This window comes from Sphingobacterium sp. KH_072 (assembly GCF_057837975.1).
Window position 1 is genome coordinate 974,866 of the sequence record NZ_CM174457.1, and the last position, 13,073, is coordinate 987,938.

General features: G+C 42.2%; 13 protein-coding genes. 4 read left to right on the top strand and 9 right to left on the bottom strand.

Annotated elements, in window-relative coordinates; translation table 11 throughout:
• Positions 1–118: 118 nt before the first annotated feature.
• Both AC3IRT_RS04635 and AC3IRT_RS04640 read left to right on the top strand, forming a co-directional pair.
• Positions 119–1,135: a YihY/virulence factor BrkB family protein gene (locus tag AC3IRT_RS04635; protein ID WP_489395263.1), complete on the top strand. Its 1,017-nt coding sequence runs from the start codon at positions 119–121 to the stop codon at positions 1,133–1,135.
• A 208-nt stretch (positions 1,136–1,343) separates the two neighbouring features.
• Positions 1,344–1,841: a peroxiredoxin family protein gene (locus tag AC3IRT_RS04640; RefSeq protein ID WP_489395264.1), complete on the top strand. Its 498-nt coding sequence runs from the start codon at positions 1,344–1,346 to the stop codon at positions 1,839–1,841.
• A gap of 30 nt (positions 1,842–1,871) precedes the next feature.
• Here AC3IRT_RS04640 and AC3IRT_RS04645 read toward each other — a convergent pair whose 3' ends face one another.
• From AC3IRT_RS04645 to AC3IRT_RS04670, 6 genes are all read right to left on the bottom strand, one after another.
• Complete coding sequence (locus AC3IRT_RS04645; protein ID WP_489395265.1) at positions 1,872–2,867, bottom strand: serine hydrolase domain-containing protein; 996 nt, start codon at positions 2,865–2,867, stop codon at positions 1,872–1,874.
• A 96-nt stretch (positions 2,868–2,963) separates the two neighbouring features.
• Positions 2,964–3,323: a hypothetical protein gene (locus AC3IRT_RS04650; protein WP_489395266.1), complete on the bottom strand. Its 360-nt coding sequence runs from the start codon at positions 3,321–3,323 to the stop codon at positions 2,964–2,966.
• Between the two features lie 38 nt (positions 3,324–3,361).
• Positions 3,362–4,306, bottom strand: coding sequence for a hypothetical protein (locus tag AC3IRT_RS04655; RefSeq protein ID WP_489395267.1), 945 nt, complete (start codon positions 4,304–4,306; stop codon positions 3,362–3,364).
• Between the two features lie 2 nt (positions 4,307–4,308).
• The gene (locus AC3IRT_RS04660) at positions 4,309–5,313 is read right to left on the bottom strand and encodes an ATP-grasp domain-containing protein (RefSeq protein ID WP_489395268.1); all 1,005 of its coding nucleotides are present in this window, start codon (positions 5,311–5,313) and stop codon (positions 4,309–4,311) included.
• 81 nt (positions 5,314–5,394) lie between these two features.
• Positions 5,395–7,224 carry a peptidase MATCAP family protein gene (locus AC3IRT_RS04665; protein ID WP_489395269.1) on the bottom strand — a complete coding sequence of 610 codons (1,830 nt, stop codon included), beginning with the start codon at positions 7,222–7,224 and terminating at the stop codon, positions 5,395–5,397.
• The gene (locus tag AC3IRT_RS04670) at positions 7,208–7,990 is read right to left on the bottom strand and encodes an N-formylglutamate amidohydrolase (RefSeq protein ID WP_489395270.1); all 783 of its coding nucleotides are present in this window, start codon (positions 7,988–7,990) and stop codon (positions 7,208–7,210) included. Before AC3IRT_RS04670 ends, AC3IRT_RS04665 begins: the two co-directional genes overlap by 17 nt.
• 1,149 nt (positions 7,991–9,139) lie before the next feature.
• Here AC3IRT_RS04670 and lgt point away from each other — a divergent pair.
• Both lgt and dinB read left to right on the top strand, forming a co-directional pair.
• Positions 9,140–9,688 carry a prolipoprotein diacylglyceryl transferase gene (gene lgt, locus AC3IRT_RS04675; protein WP_489395271.1) on the top strand — a complete coding sequence of 183 codons (549 nt, stop codon included), beginning with the start codon at positions 9,140–9,142 and terminating at the stop codon, positions 9,686–9,688.
• Between the two features lie 87 nt (positions 9,689–9,775).
• The gene (gene dinB, locus AC3IRT_RS04680) at positions 9,776–10,867 is read left to right on the top strand and encodes a DNA polymerase IV (RefSeq protein ID WP_489395272.1); all 1,092 of its coding nucleotides are present in this window, start codon (positions 9,776–9,778) and stop codon (positions 10,865–10,867) included.
• Between the two features lie 118 nt (positions 10,868–10,985).
• Here the strand turns inward: dinB and AC3IRT_RS04685 are convergent, their stop codons facing one another.
• From AC3IRT_RS04685 to AC3IRT_RS04695, 3 genes are all read right to left on the bottom strand, one after another.
• Positions 10,986–11,849 carry an SDR family oxidoreductase gene (locus tag AC3IRT_RS04685; RefSeq protein WP_489395273.1) on the bottom strand — a complete coding sequence of 288 codons (864 nt, stop codon included), beginning with the start codon at positions 11,847–11,849 and terminating at the stop codon, positions 10,986–10,988.
• A 77-nt stretch (positions 11,850–11,926) separates the two neighbouring features.
• Complete coding sequence (locus tag AC3IRT_RS04690) at positions 11,927–12,496, bottom strand: Crp/Fnr family transcriptional regulator (RefSeq protein WP_489395274.1); 570 nt, start codon at positions 12,494–12,496, stop codon at positions 11,927–11,929.
• A 73-nt stretch (positions 12,497–12,569) separates the two neighbouring features.
• Positions 12,570–12,926 (bottom strand): hypothetical protein, encoded by a 357-nt coding sequence (locus AC3IRT_RS04695; RefSeq protein ID WP_489395275.1) that lies wholly within the window; start codon positions 12,924–12,926, stop codon positions 12,570–12,572.
• Positions 12,927–13,073: the final 147 nt, after the last annotated feature.

A 13,073-nucleotide genomic window follows, 5' to 3' on the forward strand; every position in this document is an offset into this window, starting at 1 on the left:
TCTAGAACGTCTTTATTTAGTTTTTTTGTGCGTCACAACGAACCTTTATGCGGAAAACTAGGTTATAACCTACAACATCTACTATCATAAAACATTCAATACCTATATCTACAAGACTATGGCAACAGCATCTCAACCGAAACGCAATGTATTCAAAGATCACTTTTCCATTTTAAAGAATTCCGGAATGGGTTTTGGTGAAGAAGACTGTCTCAAATATAGTGCGTCCTTAGCATACTATACCGTTTTCTCCATTGGTCCCATTTTAGTCTTGATGATTTCGTTGGCCGGCATATTCCTAGGCCAAGATGCGATTGAAGGCAAAGTATTTCAAGAATTGCGGGGTTTGGTAGGGGCAAGTGCGGCACTGCAGGTACATGAAGTCATCAAAAATCTTTCGCTGTCGGGCAAATCGAGCATTACCTTGGTTATTAGTGCCGTCACGCTCATAATTGGTGCGACAACGGTATTTGGGGATATTCAAAATTCCATCAATAAGATTTGGCATGTGCGGCCCAAAGTAAAAAAGGGCTGGTTAAAAATGCTAAAAGATCGCTTGCTGTCGTCGTCTCTAGTGATTGGTCTAGGATTCTTGTTGGTGGTCTCTTTGGTCATAAATGGTGCGGTGTTGGCATTTACAGACCAATTGCAACGCTTCTTGCCAGATAGTACGGTATTTCTTGTCAGTGGGTTGAACTTCTTGATCTCCTTTGGGATTGTATTTATCTTGTTTGCGGTGATCTTCAAGGTATTGCCCGATGTCGTTATTTCATGGAAAACGGTTACCTCTGGGGCATTATTTACCGCTTTACTTTTTGTATTAGGTCGGTTTGGTATAGGCTTCTACATAGATAGTTCGGATACCGAATCTACTTATGGCGCAGCAAGTGCAATTGTTTTGATTTTACTTTGGGTGTACTACACAGCAGCGATCTTATATTTTGGAGCGGTATACACGCGTGAGTATGCGACTTTCCACAACGTGCCGATTGAGCCATCTGAGTTCGCAGTTCATGTAGAGCTTACCGAGACGGAGAAAGAAGTGAAGGAAATACCGCCAGCACCGCTGACAGAGGAGGAAAAAGACCTAAATAAACCCGACAAACCCGGAGATAATCGAGAAACAGCGGAATAGCGGTGAACAGTTTTTTACGTGCTATTTAGGTTGACTGTCTGGTTTTAACGCTGCGGTTGGCTTGGCCATGACTATGGTAGCAATAGTACATACAGGCACTACCGCAATCTCAAAAAAGTAGCCATATCTTTACAGCGAAGTCCTTTCTAATCCTAGCAAAGCTCCCAAATAACTCGTATTTTTAAAGCATATACACTAACTCAACGCGATGTCTTACAAATGCTTAATCTTGCCCACGCTCATTTTTCTTTTGTGGAGTAGTACCGGAGTCGCACAGAGCATTCAGCAAATGCCCGCATTTCAACAGTTTGTTCGTTATGATAATGGGAATCAATTCACGGTAGATTCGTTGTCAACGGAAGGGATTAATGTATTGATTTTTTATGATCCCGGATGTGGACATTGCCAAGAGCTAGGCTATGATATCGCAAAGAATTGGGAAAGCTGGAACCTTAGTACTTCTTTCTACTTTATCTCGATGGGCGAGAAGGAAGGTGTAGATCGCTATACCGAGCAATATGCCAAAGGTTTGGATCAGAAATCGAATGTGACCTTTTTGCATGATCCATCTGGCGAATTTATTACGCTCTTCGATCCGCAGAACTTCCCTTCTAGCTATATCTATTCTGCTAAGGAAGGATCTTTGATCCAATTTTACGACGGTGTGAATACAACCAAAGATATGCAACAACACCTCAGCAAGTAATATAATGTGCTAAGGTGTTGTAAAGAGTTATTATTTCTTCTTAATGACTTCTCGAATAATCGCCATGGCGGTCTCATCGAGTGGCTCATTGCTGTTGGATAAGACGATCACGGCAGAGCGTTCGTCGGGGACGATCGCCATATAAGAGCGACTTCCTGCCGTGCCACCATTGTGCCAGAACAGATTTTGATCTTCCACCAAATCCGTATGCCAGCCTAGGCCGATATCCATATTATTTTCTGGTATATAGAAAGTGAATAGTTTGGTGGCCGCCATAGCGCGTTGAATGTCATTCTCTGGCGTAGCCAGTTGCGTTATAGCATAGCGCAACATGTCGTTAATCGTGGATTTGATTGCGCCAGCGCCCGCCATGGCCTGAAAATTCCACATCGGTACTTCTACACCGTTTTCAAATACCTTAAGCACATTGGTGTTTTTAGAATCTGCTTTCAGTTCCGTCGCGCGCATGTGCAACGGCTGCGTCAGCGTTTCTTTCAGATATGTCTCAAAAGGCTTTTTAGAAATAATGGCCATCAATTCACCCAGTAAGCCATAACCCAAGTTACTGTACGCATATTCAGTTTCGGGCTCGTGGTCTAGCTTTGCGTGCCGCAAATACGAAAAAAGTGCCTTCCGATCGTAGTGCGCATACGGATCTGCCTCTACAAATGATCCGGCTGTATTCCAATTGTCTGGCAGGCGTGGCAATCCTGATGTATGGTTGGCCAAGCTGCGGAATGTGATCTTTTGCAACGCTGGATTTTTCGCGATCGAATCTGGTAGGAATTTAACGATGCTATCATCTAATGTAATCACTTTGCGCTCGACTAGATCAGCCAACAGCGTTGCGGTGAATGTCTTGGTTAACGATCCGATTTCATAGATACTTTCGTCAGTCGGTAAGGTCTTGTTGTCCTTATCTGTTTCGCCAAAGAAGTGTTTTTGTACGTTTCCACGATGTATAATACCGATCGCTAGGGAGCGGGCATTTGCTTTTTGCGTATAGCTTTTGGCAATATTCTGCAACTTAAACTCAAATGGATCTGTTGCTACTACCGGCGCCGCCGTATCTTTTAGTGCCGTTTCTCGTGCTACAGCCGTTTTTGGATCTTCCTTATACTGTTAGAACAAAATCGTGTGGTACCGATTGGTGCTATCTACTCCCAGAACAAACAAAAGTCGCTCGGTATCAAAATCTATCCGATAACTCGCCATACCACGCTCAAACTTAATTTGCTCTGCATTTCTAATATTTCCCAACGCATACAACTGTTGTAAGATGGTGGTGAGTTGTTCTTTCGAGATCTGCGCCTGAAAAGTACTATTCGCCAAATTGTAGATGGAATCAGCCTGTTGAGTATTAAACAAATATTCAATTTGATTATATAAAGCCCGGTTTACTTTTTCTTCTGCAGACTGCGCGGAAGCAGACTGCCCATGAAGCAAAAAGCCCAGAAATAGAAGTAGATAAATCTTATACATGCGACAAAATTAAGGAAAGAATCTCTTATGCAGCAATATTAGTGTACTTCTAGGCTTCGAAAGATGATTTTCATCTCCTCCATCGCCTTCGCATTGATATTATACCCGATCATCGAGTACGCTCTGTTGGTATCAAATCGGGTGATGAAATAAGCTTGGGTAATTTCACCATTTCTTTTGCTGCGTAAATTGGCCATGACTTCCTCGCCCGAAGATTCGTCTATATGCAATGGACGAGCAAATAGGACTGAGTCTACTTCAAAAATAGCTTGCACTTGGTTGAGCATGAATGTTGTTCTATCCGTTACCTCTGTCGGTAGCGATTTGCGATCGATAAAAAATGCGGCAGGCGACCAGTTATTTTTTTCATCTTGCATGTATTGCAAAGCAGAACCCGTTTTTCGACTGAAATGAAAGGAAGTGCCTGCGGTATTGATAATAAACCCCATGTTTTTCATCGGATCAACCACCGCATCGGGATGGTAACGTACGGATAAAATGGTTTGCATTATTGCGCTATCTAAATCTCCGCCTGGTTGATATGGATAATGGCAATTCAGTGCGATAGTCTCTTTATCATTGCCGAATACCAAAAAGATGCGCTGAAAAATCGCGGTGTCGGAATCTCCTTTCTGTGTGCCCACATATAATCGAGCTGGCAGATCATTAATCATATATTGCGCATGCTCCACCATGGTCGATTTATCATTGTTAATCACCATAGGGATAGCTTGCGCAATATATTGTTGGTAAGGTGTGGTTACCTCGAGTACCATAATGGTACTTTGCATTTCCAAATTTTGAAGACCGGTGAAGCTGGTAGCCGGTTCGAACCCCGCCGAAGCGGCAAGACTCACCTTGGCACCGGCAATTATCTCATGTTGCGGTGTCGCTTCATTGATGATCAGGGTTTGCGCAAGCACATTCCATGAGTTCATCAATTGGACACATACCAACAGAAATACCAGCCCAATTTTAGTCATATTTATTTTTTACGATCATGAATTTTATGTTCGATATCCTTGATGATGACGGAGATGAAATCCTGACCTGTTAGTTCAGACGCTTGTTGCAAAGCGCCTGGGCTGAATACATTAATTTCCATAATCTTGCTGCCTACAATGTCTAAGCCTACCAAGTACATGCCGTCTTTGACTAATTGATCGGCTACAAGTTTAACCACCTTGAGCGTGTTGTCGTCGATTTCGGCAGCATGCATGGTAGCCCCTTGGTGCACATTGCTGCGGATTTCATTCTCCGGTTGCACGCGGCGAACAGCGGCGTATTGGCCATTGATTTCAATAGGTTTGCCGTCTAACAGGAAGAAGCGAAGATCGCCTTTACTGGCTTCTGGCAAGTATTCTTGAGCGATAATATAGCCATCTCGAGCGATCGCTTCTACGGTCTGTTTCAGGTTTTGGGCGCTTTCCTTATTGATTAGAAATACGTTCTTTCCACCCGAACCTTTCAATGGTTTTAGGATGATCTTCTCGTTGTTTTTATTGAAGAAGTTTTGGACATCGGCATAGTTTCGCGTTACGATGGTTTTTGGGCGAATGCTTTCATCAAAGTTTTCCAGATACAATTTGTTGCTAGCTCTGGTGAGTGCCTCCGGATTGTTGATCACAAAAACACCTTGCTGCTGTGCCAATTCGGCAAACTGCAAACCGGCTGCGGCCGCCCACGGGCGCGAAATCATTTCATCTGCTGCATCAAAACGAAGCCAAAGTACATCGATCTGCTTGAGGTTAACCAAGGTTTTTTCGGTTTGGCGCACCACGTGAATCAAGTCAGATTCGTCGTGAATGCTCTCGTGCGGGGATACTTGCCGCGCATGTGCGCTGACGACAACTTCTGGATCGTAGTAGAAATCGGCTAAACCGATATAAAATACTTCATGTCCGCGCTCCAGCGCTTTCAATGCTAAGGAGGTCGTGGTGTAGTACGCCTCTTCTTTATGGGTCTGATTGATTACAAATGCTATTTTCATGCCGAAATTATAATGTTAATGATAGGGCATTTCGATCGAAGTGAATAAAAACGATACGAAATGAGATATATGCGCTCTTACTTATTGAATCATTTTAAATATGCCAGAACTCTTTCTAAGCGCTTCTAGTTTTTGTATATAGGGCTCTTCCAAATAGCGCGGATGCAGTGAAGGTGGTTTTATAATACCTTTTAGCATCAGTTCCTGAATGATGGGAATGTATTCCTTTCGGATCTTTCCCATCATAAGCAAGGTAATATCATGACCTTCTTTGATGTATTTGACCAACTCGATCAATCCTTGTAGGTATAAGGCATCTTTGGTCAATCCGCCGCTGCGGTATACACGCATGGTCATCTGAAAAGCGGTTTCATGATCAAAATTGTACCGCTCGACTAACATAGAGAACGTATCAACGAATTTATTGCCGGCGATCATGTGATATACCGCTACAACACGGCCTGCTAAGATGCGCAACCGCGCGTTCGTCAATTCGCCCACCATGTACTCCGACAATACGGCTAATCCTTCTTGTAGTTTTTCGTAACCCGGTACACCTAGTTTGAAGAGATTGAAAGGCTGTTGTTTTCCGTTAAAATAAGTCACGATATGCGTGCCGACCTCATGTTGTATCAACGCCTGAGCGCGATTGCGTGGCAAACTGTATTGTTTACTGATGTTGAGCATGCCTTGGTTGACCATCACGCCAGAAATATCATCGCGCAAGCGCACAGTTGTGTTAAATTCTGGATGCTGTGCCTTGAGATATTGAATCTCTTGCTCCGCCATTGCGGCAAATTCCTTCGCATAGATAATATCTTGCGAATTGGTGCGCACAATTGTGTCTTCCTCGGTAATCGTCAGGATGGCTTTAGCTTTATCGAGTAAGCTCTCGGCGACATTACCAAAAATCTGTAAACTACCTAACATGAAACCTTCTTTGCCGCGTTCGCTCAACATGGTCATCATCGCATCAAGTTCCCTACGTTTGTCTCGAAACAGATAGGCAATCGTTGGGTCGTACAAGTCTTCGATACGGAGATTGTACAAATTGCGCTTGATGATGTCTGGATCGATCGGCATCGGCCGATATTGAAATGCCGGTGCTTTGCGAAAATTATCCTTTTTGAACTGCAACCAAGCCTCGTGTGCATTCACAGGCGTGATTAGCAACAGGAAATCAAAGCGTTGACTTTCTTTTGCCAGTTGTTGATCGATCTCCCAGACTAGCGGAGCGATTTCATTTTGATGTGTAATCTTAAACTCGGTGGGCTTTGCGGTGGTATGAATTCGGATGAACTCAAAAAAAGTGCTGGACAAACTTTTGGAGAGTGTCTCCCGAAATTGTCGCATGAGTATCGGCAGGATTTCGTGTTTTCCATGCAGATAGGTGTCCTTTACACGCAAGCCAATGTATTGTACCTGGCTATTTTTTTTCTCTTTGAGATCGATGAGTGGTACTGCGTCTTCTGGTCCTGTGTTTTTGGTACTCGTGATTACTTCCGCTGATAAAGCAGTGCGCTCCGCGTGAATGTGTTTTAGCAAATACTGCGCAACTGATTGGATGTTTTTTCTGGTGATCAGCAGATCGATGTCATTACGCTGCGTAGGAGGTGCTACCCATGCTTCTACAATGAGGCAACCGCCAAATTCTTCGACCAGTTTCTGCGCAATGGGTTCCAACCATTGTTGTACTGGGAATGTCGCGTCGTGAATAGCGAGATACGCATATTCTGTTTTCACCAGCTCTGCGAGCATGGGATCTTCTTTTTCGCTCACGCGGTACACAAATAGGTAGGGGACGATCTTGTTGAAGACCAATTTATTTTTCGTAGGCAACTGCACATGAAAAGGTGTTTTCATGTGGATATTCTGCAATATGCCTTCTAGAATACTATTTTCGTTCTTCATTCGCAAAGTAATCCTTTAGCGTATCAGTCGTGTGTAATAGTAATTGTTTGTAGCTCTGCAGCTGTTCTGGATAGAGTTGACCCGTCCATTCATCCATAAAATCCTTCCGAAATTCTATAGAAAGTACACAGCCATATGCGCCATATTTATCTGTGATATACTTGGCGAGATAACCGCCATTGAATTTAACATTCTCCCGAATATCAACCGCTGGTAAGCCCACATCTTGCTTTCGAACGGAGGTGATGAAGGATTCAATCAGTTCGCGCCATTTGGGGTTGTTGTGCGCAGTTCCCAAGTTTATTTCTGGATTTTGCTCCTTATCCACTTCTTCAAATTGATCGTTGCGCTTGGCATTGTAGCTATGAATATCGTAGATCACGAAATAACCGTATTGCTGAATGGTATCTTGAATTAAGGCATCAATTTGCTCATACATGCTATCATGGGTTTCGTACAAGGTATTGACCAAATCGGTCGGCAAATCCTCATTCCACACGGAGATGCCCCAAGCTTGCTCTGGCCGAAGGTAAACGGCATCTTTCCGAATCCGATTGAGATCCAATTGAAAACGGGAAGTCGCAGATATAAATCGGTTGAAAGGCAACTCTGCTAATGTGCCAGTCTGCGGATCTTCTTCGCGCAGTCGGGTATCATCATCTGCTACTAAAAAGGGTAGAAGCGCATCGTCTATTTGATGTCCGTCGTGTATGGCAAAAGCCCAGAAGGGGCTGCTTGTTTTTTCGATCAGGTGTATGTATTCCATCCGTATTTGTTTTTGGTAAGCTGCATAGGATGCCAACTTGCTTTATTAACTCTTAAAGCTGGAAAAGGTTTGTTTGTGAACGCCCGAATGTTTGTTAAAATTTTTTACAAATGACAGGATTTGCGTACTAATTTCAGTGGTCGTAAGAGCGCGTATTGCCCGAAAATAGGTGCGTTTTTCTGTTCTCTGCAAGTGAAAAAGCTGTGCGCGGAAGTGATAGCTGCAGGCTTTGGGTAACTCAACGTATATAATAAAAAGTGTTTTGGTAGAGAATGTCTTAAAGCTAGCCATTCTAAAATTTTAGTTTAACGCCATCGCTAAGAGATAATCATTGTAGCGCAACCTTATATTATATTCATTGGTCAATATTTTGGCTTTTCAATGGACAGTGGCTGTACGTAATATCCTGCATATTCAAGAACGTGTAATCAAAATGTCAGACAACTAGTTCAATACTGCTTACGAACATGTGTTATAAATATAAATTAGGAAGCCTATTATTAAAAAGATCAAAAGTGCTCTTGTTCCAACTGATGTTTTACCCTTTTTCATGATTATTAGTTAATATGTTTTTAACAATAGATTTGTTTCTTACTTTGATAATAAATAAGTGGACAAATCAATTATCAGAGGATTACTGTTTTCATACGTAGCTAAGTAAATTCTGAATATCTTATCCTTATTGACTTCTATTAAATCATCATTTTACCATTATGTTATTGTCTAAAGAAATTGTTTGTGTTGTTATGTACTCGTTTTTTCGCTAAATTTTATTTGCGCCTATAGATATCTTTAAAATTAATATTTTTTTGATTAAAATGCACGATGTTAAATTTTAATTTAATTAACCAAAGGTTGTCTTTAACTTGCGTCAGACTTGGTGATTTGATGGAACATTATGTAAAATATTAGTCCTTTATGATGGCCTGCTTCATATTTTTTAATACGCTAATTTTTATCTTCTTTGATCATATAGCTTAATCACGATCTCAACAATGTTCAATTCTTTACTTCAATACATCCTATGGGATGTTGATCCTGATTTATTTAGCATACCATGGATTAACCGACCGGTGCGATGGTATGGTTTATTTTGGTTAGCAGGTTTGGTTCTTAGTTACCAAATTTTAGATAAAGTTTTCAAAAGTGATGGAAAATCCTGTCGAGATTGTTGCGGTGTGGAAAGGGGGATTGGCAAGTCATGGTGGAGCTATTGGGATCTTGGTGGCCTTATTGATCTTTTCAAGAAAAAACAAGATTAATTTCTGGTGGTTGGCAGACAGAATAGCTTTAGTCGTACCACTTACCTCTGGGCTGATTAGAATAGGTAATCTATTTAATTCAGAGATGATTGGTAACCCTACCGATGTGCCATGGGCATTTTTGTTTACTCACTATGATCATATTCCACGGCATCCCGCTCAGTTATATGAAGCCATATCATATTTGCTGGTCTTCGTCGTTTTATTATATCTATCCAAAACTAAAGTGATTGCTCGGAAAGGTAATCTATTCGCGATCATGCTCATGAGTATGTTTTCATTTCGATTTATTTTAGAAGAATTTAAGCTGAATCAGGAATTATTTGAAAAAGATATGTTCTTGAATATGGGCCAAATTTTGAGTCTTCCTTTTTTACTTTTTGGTATCACGCTCTTCATCGTGGTGAACAGAAAGAAGCGTCAAAATGATCTGTGATCGTTAATAGAAGACGTATTTATTCTGCTTGAAGTAGATTGTCGTGTGGCATATGCCACTTGATATTTTTCTCGTAATTTTGGAGTGATGCTGCCTTCACCAGAAAATCGACGTAAGATTGTCCATATCGATATGGATGCATTCTATGCGTCTATAGAGCAGCGTGACTTTCCGGAGTTGCGTGGCAAAGCGCTGGCGGTTGGTGGTTCGCCGGATGGGCGCGGCGTGGTGGCGACAGCGAGTTACGAAGCGCGGAAGTTTGGTGTGCGCTCCGCCATGTCGTCTCGACAAGCATTGCAGCTATGCCCACATCTATTATTTACCAAGCCGCGCTTTGAGGTGTACAAACAAGTGTCTGACCATATTCGAGCCATATTTCGGCGGTATACGGATCTCATCGAACCTTTATCGCTGGACGAAGCGTATCTGGATGTGACGGAAGATAAGGCGAGCATTGGCTCTGCCATCGACATTGCCAAAGCCATCAAAGAAGCGATTAAACGCGAGCTTAACCTAACCGCTTCCGCAGGTGTTTCGGTCAATAAATTTATTGCTAAAATTGCCTCTGATTTTCAGAAGCCTGACGGCCTGACCTTTATTGGTCCGTCTAAAGTGATTCCTTTTTTAGAATCTTTGCCGATTGACAAATTTTTCGGGGTGGGGAAGGTGACAGCGCAAAAGATGAAGGGTATGGGGATACATATTGGGGCGGACCTGAAGCGTTTTTCGGAGTTCGATCTTAATCGACAATTCGGCAAATCGGGCACCTTCTTTTATCACATGGTGCGCGGCAATGACAATCGTCCGGTGCGACCAAATCGTATTTCTAAATCGATTGGTATTGAAGATACCTTCTCGGCGGACATATCCGACAAAGACGAAATGATGCAGGAACTCAAAACGCTTTGCGAAAAACTGGAAAAGCGATTAGAGGCTAAAGATAAAAGAGGAAAAACAGTGACGGTGAAAATTAAGTTTTCGGACTTCACGCAAATTACCCGTAGCAAAACCCAGTTTTACGAAATCGATGGAGCTACTGCAATGTATGAGCTTGTGCAAGAGCTGATGGACAAAGTCGATGTGGAAGGGTTGAAAGTACGACTTTTAGGGGTCACGATGTCCAACTTTGCCGAACCCGAATCAATTCCAAAAGAGGGAAGGCAGTTGCGGTTGTTTTAGTGATTCTGGTAAAAGTTGATGCGGGTAAATTACAAAGTAGTGATCAGGTAAATCTTTAGCCGAATACACCTCATCACTACCTGTAATCGTTAAAAAATGGACAGATTATGCTATATTTCTAATACAGAAATTCGCCAAGGCCGAAAAGTTCTAATCCTTTTTTGTATTCTTTGGCAGTAGCCTGATTAGCGGCTTCAATCAAATGTCCAGTAATTGGATCTATCACCGTTCTTAACGGTCTTGTTCCATGTTCTAAGCCAATCAAGTGGACGATAGCATCTGCCACGGCTTGTGGATTCGGCTGGTGTTTCTCCATCAGGCTGCCAATCGCGCCAGTCATTTTCGTAGGAATTTCCGCAATAGCGCCATAACCGGAATATACAGAGGCATCCGAACCTAAGTTATTTTTTTGCTGCATTTCGGTAGGGAAAGCGCCGGGCTCTACTATGGCTACATCGACGCCTAAAGGACGCAGCTCGTAATGCAAGCCTTCGCTGATTCCTTCTAGGGCAAACTTCGATGCGCTGTACATCGTAGAGAAAGGGAAGGAAACGCGGCCAAATCCGCTGGTTACATTGATGATCAAGCCTTCAGCTTGGCTTCGCATAGCCGGCAAAACCTGCTTGATCAATCGCCACGGAGCAAATACGTTGACATCAAACAAGGATTGTAGATCATCTGAGGTGAAGCTTTCGGCTACGCCATTGATCGCAACTCCGGCATTGTTCACCAGAACATCAATACGGCCTGTTGTAGAAACTATTGTATCCACGGCCTGCTTTACGCTTTGCTCATCTGTGAGCGTCACATCTAAGACAGTTACATTTTCTACCGCGGATAATGCCGCCGCCTTATCTGCATTTCTGCCTTTTGTATCTCGCATCGTCGCATATACAAGATGCCCGAGAGCGGCAACGCTGTGTGCCATGAGCCAGCCGAAGCCACTGTTTGTACCTGTTATCAAAACTATTTTCTTTTCCATCTTTTTATATTTAAATGAATAAGACAAATATTGGGAACAGAGCCTACAAGCTATTTACCATTTGGTAAAAAGGTATGCTAACGAATGTTTTTTCGTATTCTGCTCAGTGATTGCTGTGTAATGCCTAGATAAGAAGCGACATAGGACAGGGGTATTCGATTAAGAAGTGTTGGAAACGATTCCATGAATGATAAATAGCGGGTGGTGGCATCTTCGGAAATTAAAGGACTTCTTCGATCCATCGCCGTGGTCAAACATTTCTTCACAATATTGGCTTGAATTAGTGGGAAACCAATGATCGTGTTGGAGATCTCGTCCCAATCTTTTTTGCTAAAAACCAATATCTTGCAGTATGTCACTGCTTGGATGTAATCGGAAGCTGCTATTTGACTCTCAAACTTCTGGTTGTCTACCACAAAGTTATCCTCATCGATAAAGTAGTTGGTGATTTCTTCGCCCCTGTTATTGTAGTAGCAAAAACGCAACACGCCTTCTATCACGAATCCTAAATATTTGGGGATCTTTCCAGCCTCGGAAAAGTATTCTTCTTTTTTCAATTCTATAGTCTGCGCCTTACTCAATAGCAAATCAATCTGCTGCTGATTCAAGATGCCAAATTGTAGAATGAAATCAATCATGGTATGCATGGCGAAAGGTACTGCTTCTCATATATACTCCATTTACCAAATGGTAAAAATTGACAATAAATTCTGGGTGCAGTTAGGCTACATAATCTGCTATGTCAATGTAATTGTCGACAACTGACTTTAGCGTAAGTTCTACGTTTTCCATCGTGTTGGTAATGCCACTTTGCCGGATGATTTCCAGATGAACGATTGACTTTTTGGATGTCATGGATGTCGCATATTGCGCCGTTGCGAGCATCGTTTCATATCCATTCGTGTTAATGTTACGAAATAGTAGCTTACGGTCTTTGGAGTCATAAATAAACAAGTAAAAGGGTAGGCCTTCGGCAGCACTTTGTACGGATTTTGGGTCATTCCACGACTCCAATCTCCGAAGGATGGCGCTTTGCAACTTGGTTTGATTGACCAATTCCTTTTTGATAGTTGCCACGTTATAGCATAGTATGATGAAAAAAAGGAAGACGATTAATGACGATACGAATGTAAATGGTTCAAACATAGGTGTTGGTTTAGTTTTTTGAATGTAATATAGGAAAATTATTTAGGTTGAGAAAAGTGATAAGTAGCCCATCTATTG